The organism is Mesorhizobium sp. Cs1299R1N3, assembly GCF_037179625.1.
GTDB classification, from domain to species: Bacteria; Pseudomonadota; Alphaproteobacteria; order Rhizobiales; family Rhizobiaceae; genus Mesorhizobium; species Mesorhizobium salmacidum.
Genome location: NZ_JAPYKQ010000023.1, coordinates 15,125 through 37,154, shown reverse-complemented (window position 1 = coordinate 37,154; position 22,030 = coordinate 15,125). Strand labels below are relative to the sequence as shown.

Annotated in this window: 17 protein-coding genes; 10 read left to right on the top strand and 7 right to left on the bottom strand. The window is 63.9% G+C overall.

The genetic code is table 11. The features are described 5' to 3' along the window. The first annotated feature begins 277 nt into the window (after window positions 1-277). Both O7B34_RS29150 and O7B34_RS29145 read left to right on the top strand, forming a co-directional pair. Entirely contained in the window at window positions 278-1,756 is a 1,479-nt protein-coding gene (locus O7B34_RS29150; RefSeq protein ID WP_337149256.1) for a TadE/TadG family type IV pilus assembly protein, read from the top strand. Window positions 1,757-2,115: 359 nt separating this feature from the next. Next, window positions 2,116-3,384, top strand: a complete 1,269-nt coding sequence (locus tag O7B34_RS29145; RefSeq protein WP_337149255.1) for a cyclopropane-fatty-acyl-phospholipid synthase family protein — start codon at window positions 2,116-2,118, stop codon at window positions 3,382-3,384. Between the two features lie 15 nt (window positions 3,385-3,399). On the opposite strand, the gene O7B34_RS29140 is transcribed toward O7B34_RS29145, so the two are convergent. Both O7B34_RS29140 and acs read right to left on the bottom strand, forming a co-directional pair. Next, entirely contained in the window at window positions 3,400-4,146 is a 747-nt protein-coding gene (locus O7B34_RS29140; RefSeq protein WP_337142390.1) for an MOSC domain-containing protein, read from the bottom strand. Next, the gene (gene acs / locus O7B34_RS29135) at window positions 4,146-6,101 is read right to left on the bottom strand and encodes an acetate--CoA ligase (protein WP_337149254.1); all 1,956 of its coding nucleotides are present in this window, start codon (window positions 6,099-6,101) and stop codon (window positions 4,146-4,148) included. The genes O7B34_RS29140 and acs overlap by 1 nt, the downstream gene beginning before the upstream one ends. Before the next feature lie 306 nt (window positions 6,102-6,407). Between acs and O7B34_RS29130 the strand changes: the two genes are divergently transcribed. Beyond that, complete coding sequence (locus O7B34_RS29130; RefSeq protein WP_140503972.1) at window positions 6,408-6,680, top strand: usg protein; 273 nt, start codon at window positions 6,408-6,410, stop codon at window positions 6,678-6,680. A gap of 235 nt (window positions 6,681-6,915) precedes the next feature. Here O7B34_RS29130 and O7B34_RS29125 read toward each other — a convergent pair whose 3' ends face one another. Together O7B34_RS29125 and O7B34_RS29120 are read right to left on the bottom strand one after the other, a co-directional pair. Further along, entirely contained in the window at window positions 6,916-7,950 is a 1,035-nt protein-coding gene (locus O7B34_RS29125) for an aldo/keto reductase (protein ID WP_337149253.1), read from the bottom strand. Window positions 7,951-8,004: 54 nt separating this feature from the next. Beyond that, window positions 8,005-9,186 (bottom strand): MFS transporter, encoded by a 1,182-nt coding sequence (locus tag O7B34_RS29120; RefSeq protein ID WP_337149252.1) that lies wholly within the window; start codon window positions 9,184-9,186, stop codon window positions 8,005-8,007. A 121-nt stretch (window positions 9,187-9,307) separates the two neighbouring features. Between O7B34_RS29120 and O7B34_RS29115 the strand changes: the two genes are divergently transcribed. Further along, the gene (locus O7B34_RS29115) at window positions 9,308-10,213 is read left to right on the top strand and encodes a LysR family transcriptional regulator (RefSeq protein ID WP_337149251.1); all 906 of its coding nucleotides are present in this window, start codon (window positions 9,308-9,310) and stop codon (window positions 10,211-10,213) included. Window positions 10,214-10,273: 60 nt separating this feature from the next. On the opposite strand, the gene O7B34_RS29110 is transcribed toward O7B34_RS29115, so the two are convergent. Together O7B34_RS29110 and O7B34_RS29105 are read right to left on the bottom strand one after the other, a co-directional pair. Continuing rightward, window positions 10,274-11,323, bottom strand: coding sequence for an aldo/keto reductase (locus O7B34_RS29110; RefSeq protein ID WP_337149250.1), 1,050 nt, complete (start codon window positions 11,321-11,323; stop codon window positions 10,274-10,276). A gap of 102 nt (window positions 11,324-11,425) precedes the next feature. Beyond that, on the bottom strand, window positions 11,426-12,088 hold the full coding sequence (locus tag O7B34_RS29105) for a YggS family pyridoxal phosphate-dependent enzyme (protein WP_337149249.1): 663 nt from the start codon (window positions 12,086-12,088) through the stop codon (window positions 11,426-11,428). Window positions 12,089-12,240: 152 nt separating this feature from the next. On the opposite strand from O7B34_RS29105, the gene leuS reads away from it, so the two are divergent. The 4 genes from leuS to O7B34_RS29085 all read left to right on the top strand — a co-directional run bounded on the left by leuS (window position 12,241) and on the right by O7B34_RS29085 (window position 18,232). Next, complete coding sequence (gene leuS / locus O7B34_RS29100) at window positions 12,241-14,865, top strand: leucine--tRNA ligase (RefSeq protein WP_337149248.1); 2,625 nt, start codon at window positions 12,241-12,243, stop codon at window positions 14,863-14,865. Then, window positions 14,852-15,430 carry an LPS assembly lipoprotein LptE gene (gene lptE / locus O7B34_RS29095; RefSeq protein ID WP_337142382.1) on the top strand — a complete coding sequence of 193 codons (579 nt, stop codon included), beginning with the start codon at window positions 14,852-14,854 and terminating at the stop codon, window positions 15,428-15,430. Before leuS ends, lptE begins: the two co-directional genes overlap by 14 nt. Before the next feature lie 59 nt (window positions 15,431-15,489). Further along, window positions 15,490-15,621, top strand: a complete 132-nt coding sequence (locus O7B34_RS29090) for a hypothetical protein (protein WP_337149247.1) — start codon at window positions 15,490-15,492, stop codon at window positions 15,619-15,621. A gap of 64 nt (window positions 15,622-15,685) precedes the next feature. Further along, window positions 15,686-18,232, top strand: a complete 2,547-nt coding sequence (locus tag O7B34_RS29085) for a DNA translocase FtsK (RefSeq protein ID WP_337149246.1) — start codon at window positions 15,686-15,688, stop codon at window positions 18,230-18,232. A gap of 79 nt (window positions 18,233-18,311) precedes the next feature. On the opposite strand, the gene fsa is transcribed toward O7B34_RS29085, so the two are convergent. After that, the gene (fsa, locus tag O7B34_RS29080; protein ID WP_027145130.1) at window positions 18,312-18,968 is read right to left on the bottom strand and encodes a fructose-6-phosphate aldolase; all 657 of its coding nucleotides are present in this window, start codon (window positions 18,966-18,968) and stop codon (window positions 18,312-18,314) included. Window positions 18,969-19,059: 91 nt separating this feature from the next. On the opposite strand from fsa, the gene O7B34_RS29075 reads away from it, so the two are divergent. Together O7B34_RS29075 and O7B34_RS29070 are read left to right on the top strand one after the other, a co-directional pair. Then, window positions 19,060-21,243 (top strand): primosomal protein N', encoded by a 2,184-nt coding sequence (locus O7B34_RS29075; protein ID WP_337149245.1) that lies wholly within the window; start codon window positions 19,060-19,062, stop codon window positions 21,241-21,243. Between the two features lie 49 nt (window positions 21,244-21,292). After that, window positions 21,293-21,988, top strand: coding sequence for an aspartate/glutamate racemase family protein (locus O7B34_RS29070; RefSeq protein WP_337149244.1), 696 nt, complete (start codon window positions 21,293-21,295; stop codon window positions 21,986-21,988). Window positions 21,989-22,030: the final 42 nt, after the last annotated feature.

Sequence of the window (22,030 nt, the reverse complement as noted above, 5' to 3'; positions counted from 1 at the left end):
AGTTGGTCCGCTTCGGCACAGAAGGCCTGTGCCGCAACAGGACGTCGCCAAGGCTTCGGCGATTACCTCGTCTCGAGCATGGTAAGCGCCTGGTAAACGCGGCGACGATCGTGGTTTTTCGTTTACCAGTCGTTCACCTTTGCGAAGGTCGAGAGCAAGCAAAAACAACGGTTTGATCTCTGGCCGAAGGTGTTGCGGCCGGAGGTGGCGTCATCCGGCTGGAATCCTGCATTGCCCTGTCCGCGGCGACGAGGCCGAGGCAAGCGGAGGCGGTTGGATGCGGAATTACGGGGGTCTTGTTCACGCGGTCGGCGGGTTCGCCAGAGATCGCGGTGGAAATTTCGCGGTCCTGTTCGGCTTTGCTGCCTCGGTCTTGGCGCTGGTCGCGGGCTTCTCGGTCAATGTCACCCAGCTCTACAATGCCAAATCGAGCCTGCAGGGCGTCGTCGACGCGGCGGTGACATCGACGGCACGTGACCTGACCACCGGCGCCATCAAGGAGGCCGACGCAAACAAATCCGTGCAGGCCTTTCTCGACGCCAACGCTACCGCCGGAATTCTGCAGGCCGGCCAGATCGTGCTCGACAAGCTGATCGTCGACAGGACCGCCAATACGGTCCAGGCGGATGCCCACGTCGATGTCGGCCTCTATTTCCCGCTGTTCAGCACCGGTGACATGCAGCGCGTCGGCGCTTCCACCACAGCGCTCTATTCCGACAAGCAGATCGAGGTGGCCATGATGCTCGACATAACGGGATCGATGGCCAAGCGGGGCAATGTCAACAAGATCGGCGATCTGATAGCCGCTGCGAGAAATGCCGTCCAGACGATGCTCGAGAACCAGGACCCGAAGAACCCCCGCGTCCGTGTCGCGATTGTGCCTTATGCATCTGGAGTGAACGCCGGCAAACTGGCCGAAAACGTCTATGCCGAAAAGCAAGGGAGCTCTGAACTGCCACCCGTCGCCGGCAGTTCGCTTCTCGTTGCCAAGACGGGCAAAAATCTGCTGCCGTCCTTCAGCGACTACATCTCCATTGTTGGTGCGGCCATGCCGCGCCCGGATAGTTGCGCTACCGAGCGCAAGAACCAAAACGGCGATGCGGATTTGAGCGCCGACGGCCCAGACACTGTTCGCACCGACAGGAACGGCAAGAAATATTATGCCCTGGTCAATCGGGATGATCATCTCGGCGGCGAGGGAATGAACAGGTGTCCTGACGCACAAGTGATCCCGCTGACCGCGGATTCCGATGCATTGCTTGATTCGATCGACGACTTCCGGGCCGGTGGTTATACAGCCGGCGCGATCGCCATTCAGTGGACCTATTATATGCTGTCGCCGCAATGGCGCACTGCGATCAAGAATGCCGGCCTCGGCAACGGCGCTTCGAATCCCAATGGGAAGAAGATTGCCAAGGTCGCAATCCTGATGACGGATGGCCAGTTCAATACGGCCTTCGCGGGTGTCGCCGGGAGCTACAACAGCCAGGGTAACCTTGCGCGCGGCAATGCCGAAACGCTGTGCGGCAACATGAAAAATGACGGCATCGAGATTTTCACCATCGGCTTCGACCTGAACGACAAGGACATGTCGGCAACCGAGCGGGACCAGGCAAAGGCGGTGCTAAAGGATTGTTCGTCGAAAGACGCCTCCGCCGCCGAGAGACATTATTTCGAGGTGTCCACCGGAGGTGAATTGGACGATGCCTTTCAGGAAATCATCCGCAACACCGAAAAGGTCATACTGACCCAATAATCCATGAAACGGAAAAGGCCGCCGCTTCTTTCGAAGCCGGCGGCCTTCCGTGTTTCCGTCCATGGCGCGGCTCAATGGCGATGACGTTCGCGTCACCCGCCGCGCATCTCGCGCCTTAACGGGAAGACTGCTTCCCGAAAGTGCAATCCGCTGAGGCCACGTTCTGGAAAACGAAATCACTCGACATCGGATCACCTCCTTTCGATTTGTTGAACACACCCTCATGATGGGGTGCGTTGCAGCAAATGACAAGTGCCATGCTGAAAAAGGCGTCTTTGCCGGAAGAAGGCGCCGCATGCTTTGGCTTGCGATCCAGGTCCCGAACGGACAAGATTGAGCCATCGACAGCGGGGAAGGGTATGGACGCCACCGAAAGAGCTGCGCGCATCGTTCGAACGGTAGTCGAGGCGGTGAAGCCCGGCTTCGCGGTCAGGCTGTGGACCGGCGAGCGGATCGGCCCCGCCACCGGCCCCGTGCTCGTCATCAACGACCACGACATTGTCTGGCAGATCGTTCGCCGACCGTCCCTGTCGACCCTTATCGAGATGTGGATTTCCAAGGCAGTCGACATCGAGGATGGATCGCTGTTCGATTTCTACGCCCTGCCTTCGACGGGCAAGTTGCGGTCGAAGCTGAAGGCATTGCCGAAACGGGCTCTTCTGCGTGACTTGCCGGCGGTGCTGTTTTCGAGAAAGCAGATGGCGTCGCGGGTTGATCTCGCTGGTCGCAACCCGTTCGTCAGCGGCTCCAGCAAGGAGGCGATCCAGCATCACTATGATATCTCGAATGCCTTCTACGGGCTCTTTCTCGACGAGCGCATGGTCTATAGCTGCGGGTATTTCCAGGATTTCGCAAATGGCATCGACGAGGCGCAGGTCGACAAGCTCGACCATATCTGCCGCAAGCTTCGGCTGAAACCGGGTGAAAGATTGCTCGACATCGGCTGCGGCTGGGGCGCGATGCTGATCCACGCCGCGAAAAATTATGGTGTCGTCGGACACGGCGTCTCGCTGTCGCAGGCCCAGACCTCGCTAGCCCGCGAGCGCATTCGCGCCGAGGGTCTGGAGGACAAGATCACCATCGAGATAAAGTCCTACGCAGAGCTCACCGGCACCTTCGACAAGATATCGTCCATCGGTATGTTCGAGCATCTGGGCCTGGCAAACCATGCGGCCTACTTCTCCGCTGTCCACCGGCTGCTGAAACCGGGCGGCATCTATCTGCATCACGCCATCACAAGGCGCAGCAAGGGCGACATCAAGAAGACCCTGCGCAAGGGGCCGGAATACAAGGCGCTGATCAAATACATTTTCCCGGGCGGTGAGCTCGACACGATCGGCATGACGCTAGGCAATCTCGAAGCACACGGCTTCCTCGTCTACGATGTCGAGAATTTGCGCGAGCACTATGCCCGCACCTGCAGGCTATGGGCCGAGCGTCTGCAGGCGCGGTTCGGCGAGGCGATCGCCGAGGTCGGCGAAGCCAAGGCGCGGCTGTGGCTGCTTTACCTGAGCGGCTGCTCCATCACCTTCGAACGCGCCTCGGCGCAGATATTCCAGACCGTCGCCACCAAACGCGCGCGAGGCCCGAGCGGCCTGCCACCGACGCGGGCGGATCTTTATCGGTAGGCTTGGGTCGGCAGGTCAGACAAACCGCATCGGCGCGCCGATCTCGACACGGCCAGGCTGGTCGACGGTGCAATAGACGCCGAGATTGTGGGCGTTGTGGCGGACCAGATTGCGCAGGATCCCCGGATCATTGTCGAAACCGTCCTGGGCGATGATGGTGAAGCCGCAGCGGCGGCATGGCTCGGAGATGGTCAAGACGAGGTCGCCGATGGCGAGCTTGCGGCCGATCCATTCGGTTTCGGGAAACGAGCCGTCGACCGGAGCGATGTCGACGACGATGTTGGGGCGGAAGCGGCGCGGATCGGCGGCCCCTTCCGGATGCAGTTCCTCCAGCCGCGCCAGCGATGCCGTGGTCAGGAGATGGATCGGCGCCTTGCGATACCGCTCCGTGGTCAGTGGACCGTCATAGCCTGCGGCATTCTCCCTGCGGAACGGCCGGATCGAGGCGCCGAAGCCGAGATAGGCCGACACGGCGCGGTCGCATTCGGCGCTGGGTGCGGCGAGCCAGTCGCCATCGGGGATGGCGATTTCCAATTCGCCGCCGCGGCTCAGCCGGGTGCGGATGCGCGGCACCTTGTGCCATTTGGCGTCACGATCGGGTCGGGCGATCTCGTTGTCCGAGATGTCGACGAGGCCGAACATACGGTCGCCCTCGATGCTGTCGGTGCCGATCAGGATGGCGCCCTGGCGCTCGCCGGCGAGCGAACTCGCCGGATAGCGCCACAACTGGGTGACGGTGCCCAATGCCGCGTCTTCCCGCATCAGCCCTTCTTGTTCTGCCGGTTGGCGATGAGGTCGTCGACCACGGCCGGATCGGCAAGCGTCGAGGTGTCGCCGAGTGCGGAAAAATCGTCCTCGGCGATCTTGCGCAGGATGCGGCGCATGATCTTGCCCGAACGCGTCTTGGGCAGGCCGGGCGCGAACTGGATCTTGTCGGGCGTGGCGATGGCGCCGATCTCCTTGCGGACATGGGCGACGAGTTCCTTACGCAACTCCTCGCTCGGCTGCTCGCCGGCCATCAGCGTGACATAGCAATAGATGCCCTGGCCCTTGATGTCATGGGGATAGCCGACCACGGCGGCCTCGGAAACCTTGTCATGGCTGACCAGAGCCGATTCGACCTCGGCCGTGCCCATGCGGTGGCCTGAGACATTGATGACGTCGTCGACGCGGCCGGTGATCCAGTAGTAGCCGTCCGCATCGCGGCGGCAGCCGTCACCCGTGAAATATTTTCCCTTGTAGGCGGAGAAATAGGTCTGCACGAAACGGTCGTGATCGCCATAGACGGTGCGCATCTGGCCCGGCCAGGAATCGGTGATGCAGAGGTTGCCGTCGGCCGCACCGTCCACCACCTTGCCCTCGCTGTCGACCAGTTGCGGCTGGACACCGAAGAAGGGCCGTGTCGCCGAGCCTGCCTTGAGGTCGGTAGCGCCCGGCAGCGGCGTGATCAGGATGCCTCCGGTCTCGGTCTGCCACCATGTGTCGACGATCGGCACCTTGCCGTCGCCGACGACGTTGAAATACCACTCCCAGGCTTCCGGGTTGATCGGCTCGCCGACCGAGCCCAGCACGCGCAGCGATTTTCGCGACGTCTTGGTGACATGCGCGTCGCCGGCGCCCATCAGCGCGCGCAGCGCTGTCGGGGCGGTGTAGAAGATGTTGACCTTGTGCTTGTCGATGACTTCCCAGAAGCGCGACTGCGAGGGGTAGTTCGGCACCCCCTCGAACATCAGCGTGGTGGCGCCGTTGGCGAGCGGTCCATAGACGATGTAGCTGTGGCCGGTCACCCAGCCGACATCGGCGGTGCACCAGTAGATGTCGCCGTCATGACAGTCGAAGACATATTGGTGCGTCATCGACACGTAGACGAGATAGCCGGCGGTGGTGTGCAGCACGCCTTTCGGCTTGCCGGTCGAGCCCGACGTGTAGAGGATGAACAGCGGATCCTCGGCCTTCATCTTCTCCGGCTTGCACTCAGGCTTCACCGTCGCGGCTTCGTCGTGATACCAGACATCGCGCCCCGGCGCCCAGCCGATCTTGCCGCCCGTGCGGCGCACGACCACGACGGTCTTGACCTCGACATGGTGCTTGGCGGCAACGTCGATCGCCTTGTCGGTGTTCTCCTTCAGAGGAATGGGTTTTCCTCCACGCAGACCCTCATCGGCGGTGATGACGAAGGTCGATTCGCAGTCGACGATGCGGCCGGCCAAGGCATCCGGCGAAAAGCCGCCGAAGACGACCGAATGGATGGCGCCGATACGCGTGCAGGCCAGCATCGCGTAGGCCGCCTCCGGGATCATCGGCATGTAGATGGTGACGCGGTCGCCTTTCTTGACGCCGTGCTTCTTCATCACATTGGCAAGCCGGCAGACATGCTCGTAGAGCTCGTTGTAGGTGACTTTCCTGTCGTCGTAGGGATTGTCGCCTTCCCAGATGATGGCGGTCTGGTCGCCGCGCTTCTTCAGGTGGCGGTCGATGCAATTATGCGAGACGTTGGTCTGGCCGTCCTCGAACCACTTGATCGAGACCTTGCCGTCGAAGGAGGTGTTCTTGACCTTGGAGAAGGGCTTGAACCAGTCGATCCGCTTGCCGTGCTTGCCCCAGAACTTGTCCGGGTTCTTCACGCTGTCGGCATACCATTTGAGGTAAGTGTCATTGTCGATCAGCGCGTTCTTCTTCCACGCCGGCTGGACGCGATGGACATGAACCTCGGACATTTCTTGGCTTTCCTCCCGAACCAATCCGCGGGCTTGAAACGCCCGCGGGATCGCGGTCACGCAGCCGCGAATTCGGCGGCATTATTACCAGTTCCGCCGCGACGGCAACATTAGACGTTGGATTCGCGTGGCGGGATGCCGCAGGGACGCTTTTCGAGGCTGTCAGCACTCGACGCGGTTCGCTGCTAACTGCATGTTTTTGTAGGAAAAGTTCGTTCTGCGATCAAGAAAAATCAATAGACAGTTAAGTAACGGCGCGCACAATTGGTGCTTGGGAGGACAGGAGAATCAACCTTGGGGACCGCAATGCGCGACCATCTTGAAATGGACCTGATGCTCAAAGGCTACGGCCTGACCACGGCCAAGATTCTTTATCATTTTCCCGACCACCCGCATCTCCTGCAGAGCTTCGTCTGGCAGGACTACGACATCGCTCCGACATTTCCGGTGCTGATCAGGTTCATCGAATTCTGGAAGGCCAAGCTCGACGGGCCGCTGCATTCGGTCAGCTACACGCACCAGAAGCTGATCGCGCCGAACGAATGGCGCAAGGTGGATGGCGAGTTCGTGCTGCACTGAACGATGGCAACGTGACGATGGCTGTTGAGGTAGGCACCCTACGGCGCCCCCCTCTGTCCTGCCGGACATCTCCCCCTCAAGTGGGGAGATTGGCTGGTTCGGTGATGCCGCCGCTCTGTCAACGTTCGACATTGGCGAAAGCCATCGCGGCATCCGATCTCCCCCCACGAGGGGGAGATGGCCGGCAGGCCAGAGGGGGGCGCTGTCCCTCGGCCTACCTTGTTAGCGGCCTCAATCAAACCGCGGGCGGGTTCAGCCGGGCAAAGCCTTCCTGACGCCGATAAGGGAAATAGGGGTAGGGCGCGGTGACCTCGCTCGCGGCGTCGAGCTTTTTCACCTGCTCGGTCGTCAGCCCCCAGCCGACGGCGCCGAGGTTCTGGCGCAGTTGCTCCTCGTTGCGGGCGCCGATGATGACGGAGGAGACGGTCGGGCGCCGCAGCAGCCAGTTGATCGCGATCTGCGGAACCGTCTTGCCGGTTTCCTCCGCCACCGCGTCGAGCGCATCCATGACCCGATAGAGATGCTCATCCTCGACCGGCGGGCCGAAGCTCGCGGTCTCGTGCAGCCGGCTCTTTTCCGGCAAAGGCTGGCCGCGGCGGATCTTACCGGTCAGGCGACCCCAGCCGAGCGGACTCCACACCAGCGCGCCGAGGCCCTGGTCGAGGCCGAGCGGCATCAACTCCCATTCATAGTCGCGGCCGAGCAGCGAATAGTAGACCTGATGCGCGACATAGCGTGGGTAGCCGTGCTTCTCCGCCAGCCCGAGCGACTTCATCACTTGCCAGCCGGAGAAGTTGGAGACGCCGACATAGCGCAGCTTGCCGGAGCGAACGAGGCCGTCCAGCGTCGACAGAACTTCCTCGATCGGCGTGCCGGCATCGAAGGCGTGTAGCTGCAAGAGGTCGACGTAGTCCGTGCCGAGGCGCTTCAGCGCGGCGTCGACCGATTTGATCAGCCGCGAGCGCGACGAGCCATAGTCGGCCGGCCCGTCGCCCATCGGCAGCGTGGTCTTGGTCGAGATCAGCACCGCGTCGCGGCGGCCCTTGATCGCTTCGCCGAGCACCTCCTCCGAGGCGCCGTTCGAATAGACGTCGGCGGTGTCGAACAAATTGACGCCGGCCTCGAGGCAGATGTCGATGAGGCGCCGCGCTTCGCTGGCGTCGCTGTTGCCCCAGGCACCGAACAGAGGGCCGGAACCGCCGAAAGTTCCGGCGCCGAATGAGAGCGCCGGCACATTCAGGCCCGATGCGCCGAGACGTCGATAGTCCATTTTCTTGCTCCTGGTGGTTTGTGAAGAGTGAGGCGATTCGGGTGTCGGCTGATGTCACGACCGGACGGTGGCAGGCGCGCCTGATGTGGTGCCACGATCGAGGCGAAGCGCCAGTCCGGCCACGGCGAGTGCCGCCAGCGGCAGCAGGGCGGCGACCCAGGTGAGCGAATCCAGCCCAAGGCCGTGGGCGATGACCGTGCCGCCAAGCCAGGCGCCGGCCGCATTGCCGAGATTGAAGGCGGCGATGTTGAACGATGAGGCCAGGCTTTGGCCGGCGCCTTGCGCTTTCTCCAGCACCCACATCTGCAGCGGCGCCACGGTGGCGAAGGCGGCCGCGCCGAGCAGGCCGACATAGATCACGGCCATGACCTGGCTGTGGATGGCGAAGCTCATCGTGACAAGCACCAGCGCCAGCACCACGAGGCTGCCGAGCACCGCCGGCACCAGCCAGCGATCGGCGACCTTGCCGCCGGCGAGATTGCCGGCGATGAGGCCACCGCCGAAGACGAGCAGGATCGGCGACACGGCTGCTTCCCTGAAGCCGCTGATCTCGGTGAGCAACGGGGCGATGTAGGTGAAGACGGCGAAGACGCCGGCATAGCCGAGCACCGTCGTGGCGAGGCCGAGCAGCACGGGCGTGCGGCGCAGCACGGCGAGATCGGTGCGCAAATCGCTCTTCTCGAGCGCTACGTGGCCGCGCGGCACCAGGGCCAGGATGACGGCGAAGGCCGCGAGGCCGACGGCGGTCACCGCCCAGAAGGTCGCGCGCCAGCCAAAGGCCTGGCCGAGCCAGGTGCCGAAGGGCACGCCGAGGATGTTGGCGATGGTGAGCCCAGTGAACATCAGCGCGATCGCCGAAGCCTTCCGGTTGGGCGCGACCAGACCGGTGGCGACCACCGAGCCGACGCCGAAGAAAGTGCCATGGGCAAAGGCGGTGACGATGCGGGCGCCCATCAGCGTCCAATAATCGGGCGCCAGCGCACAGGCGAGGTTGCCAATCGTGAAGATCGCCATCAGCGCCAGCAGCACGGTTTTGCGCGGCCAGTTGCCTGTAGCGATGGTCAACAGGGGTGCACCGATGACAACACCGAGCGCGTAACCCGAGATCAATTGGCCAGCGGCCGAGATCGACACACCAAGATCCTTACTGACATCTATGAGCAGGCCCATGATGACGAATTCGGTGACACCGATGCCAAAGGCACCGGCAGCGAGGGCATAGAGAGCAAGAGGCATGGCGGTCGGTCCCATCTGTCAGCAAAGGACGCCCAGTCCGCGCCCGGCCCGGAAGATCGTGATCCGCCATGTTGTGAACCAGACTTGCCCAAGGCATATTTCCTGTGAAATAGATTCACAGATGGCCAGGCCCGATATCAACCGCTCCGGCGAGATCGAAGTCTTCGTACGCGTCGTCGAAGCGGGGAGCTTCTCGGCCGCGGCGCGGCGGCTGCGCATGACACCGTCGGCGGTGAGCAAGCTGATCGCGCGGCTCGAAACACGGCTTGGCGCGCGGCTTGTCAGCCGCTCGACGCGCAAGCTCCAACTCACGCCGGAAGGGACGGCCTTCTACGACAGCGGCGTGCGCGTCCTGGCTGACCTCGATGCCGCCGAGCGGGAAGCGGCGGCGGGTGCGGCGCCGCGCGGGCGGCTGAGGGTCAATGCCTATGTGCCGTTTGGCCAACATCGGCTAATGGCACTGCTGCCGCGCTTTCTGGAACGGTATCCGGAGATTTTCGTCGAGGCTGTGCTGACCGACAGCGTGATCGACCTGTTGGAAGAGCGCGCCGATGTCGCGATCCGCGCCGGGCCGCTTCGCGAGTCACGACTGGTGGCGCGCAAGCTCGGCCAGAGCCGGATGGTGGTGGTTGCCGCGCCTGCCTATCTCGAAGCGCGCGGCACGCCGCTAACGCCCGGCGATCTCGGCCGTCACAACATGCTTGCCTTCGGTTTCGTCCGATACATCGACGGCTGGCCGTTCATCGACGCGGCCGGCGCACCGGTCATGGTCCCGATCGCAGGCACTGCCACGGTGAGCGACGGCGAAGCGATGCGGCTGTCCGCCCTGTCAGGAGCGGGCATTGCGCGGCTGGCGCGCTGGCATGTCGAGCCCGACATTGCCGCCGGCCGGCTGGTGCCGCTGCTGGAAGACTTCAACCCTGGCGACGAAGAGCCGACGCATGCCGTCTATGTCGGCCAGGGCAAACACCTGCCTGCACGGGTGCGGGCCTTTCTCGACTTTCTCGCCGAGGCCGTCCGGCTGTAGTCGAAGCCGCGCGTCCATGGGACACGCGGCGTCGAAAAGGCTGGCTTGCCAGCGGTAGGGCTATGCCTTCGGGACGAAAGGCGCCGGACGACGGCCGGCGCCCTGGCGTTCGACCATCCAGCCGGGATATTCGGCCGGCAAGGCGCTCACTTCGTCCAGCCTGGCGAGGTCGTCGGCATCGAGCTTGAGGCTGGTGGCGGCGAGGTTCTGCTCGAGCTGCTCCATGCGGCTGGCGCCGATGATCACACTCATGACGAAAGGCTTGGCCAGGACATAGCCGAGCGCCACGGTGGCGACGCTGACATCATGTTTCTTGGCGACCTCGCGCATGACGGCGACCGCTGCCCAGGCGCGGTCCTCGTTGACCGGCGGGAAGTTGAAGGACGCGCGGCGGCCTTCGCCGTTGCCCGGCGCGCCGGGGCCGTATTTGCCGGACAGCAGCCCGCCGGCCATCGGCGACCACACCATCAGGCCGAGCTTCTCCTCGTTGATCAGCGGCACGATCTCGCGCTCGAGGTCGCGGCCGGCGATCGAATAATAGGACTGGATGGTCTCGAAGCGGGCAAAGCCCTTGCGGTCGGCGATGCCGAGCGCCTTGGCGATGCGCCAGGCCTGCCAGTTGGACACGCCGACATAGCGAACCTTGCCACTTGCGACGAGATCATCGAGTGCCCGCAGCGTTTCGTCGATCGGCGTCACCGCGTCGGTGCCGTGCAACTGATAGAGATCGATGTGGTCGAGCTGCAGCCGTTCGAGGCTGGCATCGATCGAATCCATGATGTGGCCGCGCGAGGAGCCGCGCTGGTTCGGCCCGTCGCCCATGGCGGCATGGACCTTGGTGGCGATGACCACGTTCGACCTGACAACACTGAGATCCCTAAGCGACTGGCCGAGCAGGCGTTCGGACTCGCCGACGGAATAGACGTCGGCCGTGTCGAAGAAGTTCACGCCGGCGGCGATCGAGCGGCCGACGATTTCGTTGACGCCCTTCTGGTCGAGGCTGGCGATCAGGCCCCATTGGGCGTTCTGGCCGGCGGCGCCGAAGGTCATGGTGCCGAGGCAAAGTTCGGAGACGAAAAGCCCGGTATTTCCAAGCTGATTATAACGCATCGTGTTGCTCCAGGAGGATGTGTGGTGACGTCGGGACAAATAGGAACGGTACGTTTCGTTTCAAGCACTGGGGCAATGAACTAGGCGGGCTGGCCTAAGAGACTAGCGGTTGCCGAAGATCGCCGAACCCACGCGGACGCTGGTGGCGCCGAAGGCGATCGCGGTCTCGTAGTCGCCGGACATGCCCATCGACAGTTTGGCGACGCCGGCCTCTCTCGCCATTTTTTCCAGCAGTGCGAAATGCGGGCCGGGATTCTCGTCCGCCGGCGGAATACACATAAGGCCTTCGATGGCGAGGCCATGAACTTCCCGGCAGCGCTTGATGAAGGCGACCGCCTCGCGCGGTTCGATGCCGGCTTTCTGCGGTTCGGAACCGGTATTCACCTGGACATAGAGCTTTGGCGCACGGCCTTGCCTGGCAATTTCCTTGGCGAGCTCGGCGGCGATCTTGTCGCGGTCGATGGTCTCGATGACGTCGAACAGCGCCACCGCCTCCTTGGCCTTGTTCGACTGCAGCGGGCCGATCAGGTGCAGTTCGATATCGGGGAAAGCCTTCTTCAGCGCTGGCCATTTGCCTTGTGCTTCCTGGACGCGGTTCTCGCCGAAGACGCGTTGGCCGGCCTCGATCACCGGCTGGATATCGACGGCGTCGAAGGTCTTGGAGACCGCCACCAGCGTCACCGCGCCGGCTTCACGGCCGGCCTCCTGCTCGGCGGCGGCGATTTTCGCCTTGACCGCGAAAAACTGCTGAACGGTGTCGCCCATATGCAAATCCCGCTGTTTGACCCGCGTTTTTGTCAGCCGCGATGCCCATATGGTTGACGGGTTTGCCAAACCATGGTGAACACCCGGACCACATTTCGTGAACTGCCGGGCTCTTGCCCGCAGTTCGCATGCTTTTAAGTGAAAAACGTCCCATGGCAACCGAACGATACAATCCGCGCGCGTCAGAACCCAAATGGCAGAAGGCCTGGGCCGAAAAGAAGCTTTTCGAAGCGCACAATGACGATCCGCGCCCAAAATACTACGTGCTGGAGATGTTCCCCTATCCGTCGGGGCGTATCCATATCGGCCATACCCGCAATTATACGATGGGCGACGTGGTGGCGCGCTACAAGCGGGCCAAAGGCTTCAACGTGCTGCATCCGATGGGCTGGGACGCCTTCGGCATGCCGGCCGAGAACGCGGCCATGCAGAACAAGGTCCATCCCAAGGAGTGGACCTACCAGAACATCGCCACCATGCGCGAGCAGCTCAAGGTGATGGGCCTGTCGCTGGACTGGGCGCGCGAATTCGCCACCTGCGACGTCGATTACTACCATCGCCAGCAGATGCTGTTCCTCGACTTCGTCGCGAAGGGGCTGGTGACGCGCAAATCTTCCAAGGTCAACTGGGACCCGGAGGACATGACGGTGCTCGCCAACGAGCAGGTCATCGACGGGCGCGGCTGGCGCTCCGGCGCGCTGGTCGAACAGCGCGAGCTGACGCAATGGTTCTTCAAGATCACGGACTTTGCCCAGGACCTGCTGGATTCATTGGACGGCCTCGACGAATGGCCCGAAAAAGTGAAGCTGATGCAGCAGAACTGGATCGGCCGTTCGGAAGGCTTGCTGATCCGCTGGCCGCTGGCCTCGGAAATTGCCGGCGAGCATGAGCTGGAAGTCTACACGACGCGGCCCGACACCATTTTCGGCGCCTCGTTCATGGCGATCGCCGCCGATCACCCGCTGGCCAAGAAGGCTGCGGCGACCAATCCGGCGCTGGCGAAGTTCATCGACGAAGTGCGCCATATGGGCACTTCGGTGGCGGCGCTCGAGACGGCCGAGAAGAAGGGCTTCGATACCGGTATCCGCGTCGTTCATCCCTTCGACGATACCTGGACGCTGCCGGTCTATGTCGCCAATTTCGTGCTGATGGAATACGGCACCGGCGCCATCTTCGGTTGCCCGGCGCATGACCAGCGCGACCTCGACTTCGCCAACAAATACGGCTTGCCAGTGGTGCCGGTGGTGATGCCGGACGGCGAGAATCCGTCGGCTTTCCAGATCATCGACGAGGCCTATGTCGACGAGGGCGCGATGATCAATTCGCGCTTCCTCGACGGCATGAAGCCGGACCGGGCTTTCGACGAGGTCGCGAACCTGCTGGAACAGAAGACGATCGGCAACCGGCCGATGGCCGAGCGCAAGGTGAATTTCCGCCTGCGCGACTGGGGCATTTCGCGCCAGCGCTACTGGGGCTGCCCGATCCCGATGATCCATTGCGAGGATTGCGGCGTGGTGCCGGTGCCGAAGGCCGACCTACCGGTCAAGCTGCCGGACGACGTCGATTTCGACCGGCCGGGCAATCCGCTCGATCGTCACCCGACCTGGCGGCATGTGAAATGCCCGCAATGCGGCAAGGACGCGCGGCGCGAAACCGATACGATGGACACGTTCGTCGATTCGTCCTGGTACTTCGCCCGCTTCACGGCGCCCTGGGCGCATGATCCGACCGATCCCAAGGCAGCGAACGAGTGGCTGGCGGTCGATCAGTATATTGGCGGCATCGAGCATGCGATCCTGCATCTGCTCTATTCGCGCTTCTTCACCCGCGCCATGCGCGAGACCGGCCATGTCGACCTGGCCGAGCCGTTCAAGGGCCTGTTCACGCAAGGCATGGTGGTGCACGAAACCTACCGTGTCGGCTCGGCATCGAATGGCCGCTGGCTGGCGCCGACCGAAGTGCGTCTGGAGGAAGTCGACGGCAAGCGCCGCGCCATCGACATCGCCACGGGCGAGGCGGTCACCATCGGCCCGCTCGAGAAGATGTCGAAGTCGAAAAAGAACACGGTGAGCCCGGAAGACATCACCGATGGCTACGGCGCCGACACGGCGCGGTGGTTCATGCTGTCGGATTCACCGCCCGAACGCGATGTCGAGTGGACCGACGAAGGGGCAGCCGGCGCGCATCGCTTCATGCAGCGCATCTGGCGCCTGGTGTCGACGGCGGCCGAGACGCTGGCTGGCATCGCACCCAAGGCGGCCAATGATGGCGAGGCCGGGGCGGTTTCCAAGGCCGCGCACAAGATCCTGAAGGCGGTCGGCGAAGACATCGAGAAGCTCGCCTTCAACCGTGCCATCGCCCGCATCTATGAACTGGCCAACGCGCTGACCACCCCGCTCAACGAGGTGGCGGAAGCCAAGGCCGATCCAGCGCTGAAAAACGCCTGCCGCGAGGCCGTCGAGATCATGGTGCACCTGATCGCGCCTGTGATGCCGCACCTTGCCGAAGAGTGCTGGGAGACGCTGGGCGGCAGCGATCTGGTGGCCGAACGGCCGTGGCCGGTCTTCGATCCGGCGCTGGTCGTCGACAATGAAGTCACCTATCCGGTACAGGTCAACGGCAAGAAGCGGGGGGATTTGACAATTGCCCGCGACGCGGACCAAGGTGCGGTCGAAAAAGCGGTCTTGGCTCTCGACTTCGTGCAGAAGGCACTTGAAGGCAAGGCTCCGCGCAAGGTGATCATCGTGCCGCAGAGGATCGTCAATGTCGTTGCCTGATCGGGAAAAGACAGAGTTGAGCCGTTTGCTGCGCCGCATCGCGCTTGCCGGTCTTGTCGGTTCGCTTGCGCTCGTCTCGGCCTGTCAGGTGCGGCCGCTCTATTCGAGCGCGCCGCTGTCGACCGGCTCCACAGCCAATGCCGAGATGGCGTCGATCGCCGTCAAGCCGGTCCGGACGCGTTATGCCCAGCAGGTGCGCAACAATCTGATCTTCGGGTTCGGGCGCGGCGCCGGCGAACCGGCTTCGCCGCTTTATTCGCTCGATCTCGGCGTGACCGAAGCAGTTGAATCGTCGGCACTCGTCCAGGTTGGAACCGATCAAGACGAGCCGACCGCCGGTTCGGTGACGCTGACCGCCGGCTACACGCTGACCGATGCGAAAACCGGCGCGGTGATCGCGGTCGGCAGGCGGGCGATCACCTCGTCCTTCGACAGGCCGCGTCAGGAATTTGCCTCGTACCGGGCGCAGATCGACGCCGAGAACCGTGCCGCGCGCGAACTGGCCGAAGCCCTGCAACTGTCCATCGCGCAGGATCTGGCCCGTCACGGCAAGGCAGCCAGCTAGCGCCACTCTTCGTTCACGAAAGACGTCCTCTCGATCCTGGTGCCCCCGGCTGTTTCCCGATGGCCAAGGGCCGGCGCGTGCACTTGCTCGGCCCGCATACGTGGACGATCGTCGAATACGATCCAGCGCTCGAATCCGTATCGTTCGGCATCGCCGCGAAAGATATTTTTCGCTCGCTCCAACGGCGCTGACGGAAGCAACTGTTAACCACTCGCTCCCTATTGCTCAGCAGACGTTCCACAGTGAGTCTTGAGCATGGAAGCCAGGCGTTTTTCTCGGGTCAATTCGTTGCACGCAGCTTCGCCCGATGACCCCGAAAGAGAGCGCTCCGGCGGCCCGCGCGGCAAGGTGGATGTCCGCCAGTCCGGTGCTTCCCATGCGGGCCATTCCGGGCGGGTAACCGATCCCGGCGACGACCGCGGACCCTCCGTGGGGCCGAATGGGAAGCCCGCGGCGGACAAAGCTTTCCCGCACGGCGACACCGAAAGCCCTGCCTGGCAAGAGTATTTTTTCCTTGCGCCCAATGTGCGTTTTACACGCACGCCGGATTACGAGCCCAAGCATCGCCAGCCGAATGACGAGGTTGCCGAGCAGGGCGGCCCGCAGGCACTCCCTACAGAGCGGGTCGGGCCTGGCGCCGTCATGCATCGCGGACCGTCACCGGCCGCGTCCGCTCAGCCGGCGCGCGGCGGCGAGACGTCGCAAGGTGTTCAGCCGGCGGCTCTGAAGATGCCCGCAACGGCACGAGCGGCCGCGCGCCCGGCGCCCGTTGTCGTGAATGGCGCGCCGGTCAAAACAGCCACCGCTGAAAAAGCCCGGCGGCCCTATCTTTCGGATCACGCCTTCTTCGAGGGCTTGGCTCCCCTTCTGGTTGACGTGACGTCGCCGCCCCGCTCAGTCAGCCCGGTTTCGCGTGTACCGGTCGCGGCTGCGCCGGTCGCCGCGGCCCGGGCCGACATCTCCGCGTCCGCCGTGGCCGATGTCACCGCCTTGTTCCGTGTCATCGAATGCCTTCCGGGCCAGGCCTCGTCCGCGCTGCCGGACGTCTTTCCGGCCAACTCCAACAAGGCCTTGGTCGAGCCGCCCGTTCCGGCGGGCAGGGCTGTCCGGCAGGCTCGGACGACGTCAGTGGTCGCATCTGCCGCAAGCAGCGCCGCCCCACTTGTGCAGCGCGTGGAGGAAACCGTTGCCACCGTGCGCGGGCCGTCGCTGCCCATGGCTGGCAAGGTTGCGCGGCCGGTGACGGGCGAAAGCTACGAGCTTCCCTCGGAGGAACTGCTGCAGCAGCCGCCGGAAGGGCAGGGCTTCTACATGTCGCAGGAGCGGCTCGAGCAGAATGCCGATCTCCTGGAAAGCGTGCTGGAGGATTTCGGCGTGCGCGGCGAGATCATCCACGTTCGCCCTGGCCCGGTCGTTACCCTCTATGAGTTCGAGCCGGCGCCGGGTGTCAAGTCGTCGCGCGTCATTGGCCTCGCCGACGATATCGCCCGCTCCATGTCGGCGGTCTCGGCGCGCGTCGCCGTGGTGCCCGGCCGCAATGTCATCGGTATCGAGCTGCCGAACGAGACCCGCGAAACCGTCTATTTCCGCGAACTGATCGAATCGCAGGGCTTCCGCAAGACCAGCTGCAAGCTGGCGCTTTGCCTTGGCAAGACGATCGGCGGCGAACCTGTCATTGCCGAGCTGGCGAAAATGCCGCACCTGCTCGTCGCCGGCACCACCGGCTCCGGCAAGTCGGTCGCCATCAACACCATGATCCTGTCGCTGCTCTACCGGCTGAAGCCGGAAGAATGCCGGCTGATCATGGTCGACCCGAAAATGCTTGAGCTCTCCGTCTATGACGGTATCCCGCACCTTCTGACCCCCGTCGTCACGGATCCCAAGAAGGCCGTTACCGCGCTCAAATGGGCGGTGCGCGAGATGGAGGATCGCTATCGCAAGATGGCGCGGCTCGGCGTGCGCAACATCGACGGCTACAATGAGCGCGCCGCCCAAGCCCGCGACAAGGGCGAGACGGTCGTCATGACCGTGCAGGCCGGCTTCGAGAAGGGCACCGGCGAGCCGCTGTTCGAACAGCAGGAAATCGATCTCGCGCCGATGCCCTACATCGTCGTCATCGTCGACGAGATGGCCGACCTCATGATGGTTGCCGGCAAGGAGATCGAAGGCGCCATCCAGCGCCTGGCGCAGATGGCGCGCGCCGCCGGCATCCACCTGATCATGGCAACGCAGCGGCCTTCGGTCGATGTCATCACCGGCACGATCAAGGCCAATTTCCCGACCCGCATCTCCTTCCAGGTCACCTCCAAGATCGACAGCCGCACCATCTTGGGCGAGCAGGGCGCCGAGCAGCTGCTCGGCCAGGGCGACATGCTGCACATGATGGGCGGCGGGCGCATTGCCCGTGTGCACGGCCCCTTTGTTTCCGACGCCGAGGTCGAGCATGTCGTGGCGCATCTGAAGGCGCAGGGCCGTCCCGAATATCTGGAGACCGTGACGGCCGACGAGGATGAAGAGGAAGAGGACGGCGACCAGGGTCCGGTCTTCGACAAGGGAGCCGTTGCCGCCGAGGATGGCGATTCCAGCTATGACGAGGCGGTCAAGGTGGTGTTGCGCGACAAGAAATGTTCGACGTCCTACATCCAGCGCCGCCTCGGCATCGGCTACAATCGCGCGGCTTCACTGGTCGAACGCATGGAGAAGGAGGGTCTGGTCGGCGCACCCAACCATGTCGGCAAGCGCGAGATCATGGCGGGCAAGCGCCCGTCGCCTATCGCGCCCCCCGACGACGGCATGGACTGACCGGGCGGTCAGCTCTTGATCCGCAGCGCATGAAAAAGGCCGGTTGCCCGGCCTTTCTTCGTATCTGGTGTGGGACCGCTCAGCCGATCTTCTGGCCGGTCTTGGCCCAATCGGCGAGGAAGGCGGCCAGGCCCTTGTCGGTCAGCGGATGGTTGACCAGCGCCTTCAGCGTCGCCGGCGGCGCGGTGATGACGTCGGCGCCGATGAGAGCCGCCTGCTTGACGTGGTTCACCGTGCGCACGGAAGCGGTCAGGATCTCGGTCTGGAAATCGTAGTTGTCGTAGATCTGACGGATCTCCTGGATCAGCTCCATGCCGTCCGAGCCGGTGTCGTCGATGCGGCCGACGAAGGGCGAGATGAAGGACGCGCCGGCCTTGGCCGCGAGCAGCGCCTGGGTGGCCGAGAAGCACAGCGTGACGTTGACCATGCGGTTCATCTCGGTGCGGATCGTCTTGCAGGCCTTCAGGCCGTCCAGCGTCAGCGGCACCTTGATGGCAATATTGGGCGCGATCTTGGCCAGCACCTCGGCCTCGGCCATCATCTGCTTGAACTCGGTCGCCACGACCTCGGCCGAGACCGGGCCTTCGACGATGTCGCAGATCTGCTTGGTGACCTCGATGATCTTGCCACCCGATTTCAGGATCAGCGAGGGATTGGTGGTGACGCCATCGAGCAGTCCCAGATCGTTCAGTTCCTTGATCTCTTTGATATCGGCGGTGTCGGCAAAAAATTTCATGGCGGGTCTCCTGACGATTTCGTCGTGCTTGGGAAGGCACGTTCAGCGTTGCTCTTTGATCTAGACCAAAGTCAGGGCAAGGTCACGCCTCATGATCGAAGATTCGCCCTTTGTCGCGGCCGCGCCGGTGCTGGTGCCGATGCCGGCCGAACGCCCCTACACCTATGCCGTGCCGGCCGGCATGCGCGTGGTGCCGGGTTCGATCGTGCGCGTGCCGCTTGGGCCGCGCCAGGTCGCCGGCATTGTCTGGGACGGCGCGGTCGAACAGGTCGATGCCAGGAAATTACGTCCGATCGAGCAGGTTTTCGACTGTCCGCCAATCGACCGCGCCATGCGTCGCTTCGTCGACTGGGTGGCGCAATACACGCTGTCGCCGCCGGGCATGGTGGCGCGCATGTTGCTCAGGACGCCGGAGGCCTTTGATCCCGAACCCTGGATCGAAGGGCTGCAGCGCACCCTGCTCGTGCCTGACCGGATGACCGATGCCAGGGCCCGCGTGCTGGAGACGGCCGAAGGTGGCCTTGCCTGGACGCGATCCGGCCTCGCGCACGCCGCGGGCGTGTCGTCGACGGTGATCGAGGGGCTGAAAGCGCAAGGCGTGTTCGAGACGGTGATGATCCCGCCGCGCCCAGTGGTGGCCGCGCCTGATCCCAGCTATGCCGTTCCCGAACTGATGCCGGACCAGAACGAGGCCGCGTCGATGCTGCGCGCCAATGTCGCGGCCGGCGAGTTCAATGTCGCGTTGCTCGACGGCGTCACCGGTTCGGGCAAGACGGAGGTTTATTTCGAGGCGGTGGCGGCCGCGCTCGAGCAGGGCAAGCAGGTGCTCATCCTGCTGCCGGAAATCGCGCTGACGCATGCCTTTCTCGAACGCTTCCAGCAACGTTTCGGCGCCAAGCCGGGCGAATGGCATTCGGATTTGCCACCGCGAATGCGTGAAAAGGTCTGGCGGCAGGTGGCGGAAGGCGGCGTGCGCGTCGTCGCTGGCGCGCGCTCGGCGCTGTTCCTGCCGTTCCGGGAGCTTGGCCTGATCGTGGTCGACGAAGAGCACGACCCCGCCTACAAGCAGGAAGACCGCGTCTTCTACAATGCGCGAGACATGGCTGTCGTGCGCGGCCACATAGGCGGCTTCCCCGTCGTCCTGGCGTCCGCGACGCCATCGGTCGAGAGCCGGGTCAACGCCAGCCAGGGCCGTTATGCCAGGGCTGTGCTTTCCGCCCGCTTCGCCGAGGCGGCACTTCCCGATCTCAAATCGATCGACATGCGCCGCGCACCGCCCGCCCGTGGCGGATTTCTGTCGCCGGTGCTGATCGACCATATGCGCCGGACGCTGGAGAAGAAGGAGCAGTCGCTGCTGTTCCTCAACCGGCGCGGCTATGCGCCGCTGACGCTGTGCCGGGTCTGCGGCCATCGCTTCGGCTGTCCGGTGTGCTCGGCCTGGCTGGTCGAACACCGCTTTCGCGGCCAGTTGGTGTGTCATCACTGCGGTCACAACGAGCGCCGTCCCGAAGCCTGCCCGGAATGCGGCACACTCGACCATCTGGTGGCTTGCGGGCCGGGGGTCGAACGCATCGCCGAGGAGGTCGTGACGCATTTCCCGGAGGCGCGCACCATCGTGCTGTCGTCGGACATCATGGGCGGTGTACGACGGTTGCGGCTGGAGCTGGAGGCAATCGCCAATGGCGAGGCCGATATCGTCATCGGCACGCAACTGGTCGCCAAGGGCCACAATTTCCCGAACATGACGCTGGTCGGCGTCGTCGACGCCGATCTCGGCCTTGCCAATGGCGATCCGCGGGCCGCCGAGCGCACGTTTCAGCTGCTCAGCCAGGTGACCGGCCGTGCCGGCCGCACCGGCAAGAAGAGCCTTGGCCTGCTGCAGACCTTCCAGCCCGACCATCCGGTGATGCGGGCGATCGTCTCAGGCGATGCCGAATCTTTCTACCAGCGCGAGATTTCGGAGCGCGAACGCGCTGCCTTGCCGCCCTTCGGCCGGCTGGCCGGCGTCATCGTAAGCGCGGTGACGCGGGCGGAAGCGGAAGGCCATGCACGCGGCCTGCGCCGCGCGGCACCGGAAGCGTCGGACCTGTTCGTGCTCGGGCCGGCGGAAGCCCCGCTGTCGCTGCTCGGCGGCCGCCACCGCTTCCGCCTGCTGATCCAGGGCGAACGGCGCGCCGACATGCAAGGCTTTATCAGGGCAATGCTCGCCAACGGACCGAAGCCGCGCGGCTCGGTCCGGGTGCAGGTCGACATCGACCCCCAGAGTTTTTTGTAGGGACGCAATTCAGCTACAGTTGTCTCGGCGAGAGAAACGGAAAGATCACATGAAAACCCTTGGCCTGCTCGGCGGCATGAGCTGGGAATCGACCGCGATCTACTATCGCCTGCTCAACGAGATCGTGCGCGAGCGGCTGGGTGGGCTGCATTCGGCGAAGCTGCTGCTCTGGTCGTTCGATTTTTCCGACATCGCGGAGCGGCAGCATCATGGCGATTGGGACGGTGCCGGCGCGCTGCTGACCGATGCCGCGCGCAAGCTTGAGGCCGGCGGCTCGGAAGGTCTGCTCTTGTGCACCAACACCATGCATAAGCTGGCCGACCCGGTGCAGGCGTCCGTGTCGATCCCGCTGATCCATATTGCCGATGCCACCGCGGCCGCGATCAGGCAGGCCGGTTTGCGGCGCCCGGCGCTGCTGGCGACGCGGTTCACCATGGAGCAGGACTTCTACAAGGGGCGGCTTGCCGACAAATATGGCCTCTCGCCAGTGGTGCCCGATGACGTCGGGCGCGACATGGTCCATCGCGTCATCTACGAGGAACTCTGCCAGGGCGTTGTCTCCGAAGCTTCGAAGGCCGCCTATGTCGCCGAGGCAAACCGCCTTCGCCGCGAAGAGGCCGCCGACAGCCTGATCATGGGCTGCACCGAGATCACCATGCTGATCGGCCAGGGCGATTTCGACATTCCGGTTTTCGATACGACGCGCATCCATGCCGAGGCGGCGGTGGAATTCGCGCTCGGTTGATGCGCGCCTCCTAAAGTGCCTGGAGCCATCTGGCGCGGCATT

Bases quoted from the DNA above. Each gene is read 5' to 3' on its own strand.
- O7B34_RS29150 (WP_337149256.1), top strand. From the start codon at position 278: ATGCGGAATTACGGGGGTCTTGTTCACGCGGTCGGCGGGTTCGCCAGA.
- O7B34_RS29145 (WP_337149255.1), top strand. From the start codon at position 2,116: ATGGACGCCACCGAAAGAGCTGCGCGCATCGTTCGAACGGTAGTCGAG.
- O7B34_RS29140 (WP_337142390.1), bottom strand. From the start codon at position 4,146: ATGCGGGAAGACGCGGCATTGGGCACCGTCACCCAGTTGTGGCGCTAT.
- acs (WP_337149254.1), bottom strand. From the start codon at position 6,101: ATGTCCGAGGTTCATGTCCATCGCGTCCAGCCGGCGTGGAAGAAGAAC.
- O7B34_RS29130 (WP_140503972.1), top strand. From the start codon at position 6,408: ATGCGCGACCATCTTGAAATGGACCTGATGCTCAAAGGCTACGGCCTG.
- O7B34_RS29125 (WP_337149253.1), bottom strand. From the start codon at position 7,950: ATGGACTATCGACGTCTCGGCGCATCGGGCCTGAATGTGCCGGCGCTC.
- O7B34_RS29120 (WP_337149252.1), bottom strand. From the start codon at position 9,186: ATGCCTCTTGCTCTCTATGCCCTCGCTGCCGGTGCCTTTGGCATCGGT.
- O7B34_RS29115 (WP_337149251.1), top strand. From the start codon at position 9,308: ATGGCCAGGCCCGATATCAACCGCTCCGGCGAGATCGAAGTCTTCGTA.
- O7B34_RS29110 (WP_337149250.1), bottom strand. From the start codon at position 11,323: ATGCGTTATAATCAGCTTGGAAATACCGGGCTTTTCGTCTCCGAACTT.
- O7B34_RS29105 (WP_337149249.1), bottom strand. From the start codon at position 12,088: ATGGGCGACACCGTTCAGCAGTTTTTCGCGGTCAAGGCGAAAATCGCC.
- leuS (WP_337149248.1), top strand. From the start codon at position 12,241: ATGGCAACCGAACGATACAATCCGCGCGCGTCAGAACCCAAATGGCAG.
- lptE (WP_337142382.1), top strand. From the start codon at position 14,852: ATGTCGTTGCCTGATCGGGAAAAGACAGAGTTGAGCCGTTTGCTGCGC.
- O7B34_RS29090 (WP_337149247.1), top strand. From the start codon at position 15,490: ATGGCCAAGGGCCGGCGCGTGCACTTGCTCGGCCCGCATACGTGGACG.
- O7B34_RS29085 (WP_337149246.1), top strand. From the start codon at position 15,686: ATGGAAGCCAGGCGTTTTTCTCGGGTCAATTCGTTGCACGCAGCTTCG.
- fsa (WP_027145130.1), bottom strand. From the start codon at position 18,968: ATGAAATTTTTTGCCGACACCGCCGATATCAAAGAGATCAAGGAACTG.
- O7B34_RS29075 (WP_337149245.1), top strand. From the start codon at position 19,060: ATGATCGAAGATTCGCCCTTTGTCGCGGCCGCGCCGGTGCTGGTGCCG.
- O7B34_RS29070 (WP_337149244.1), top strand. From the start codon at position 21,293: ATGAAAACCCTTGGCCTGCTCGGCGGCATGAGCTGGGAATCGACCGCG.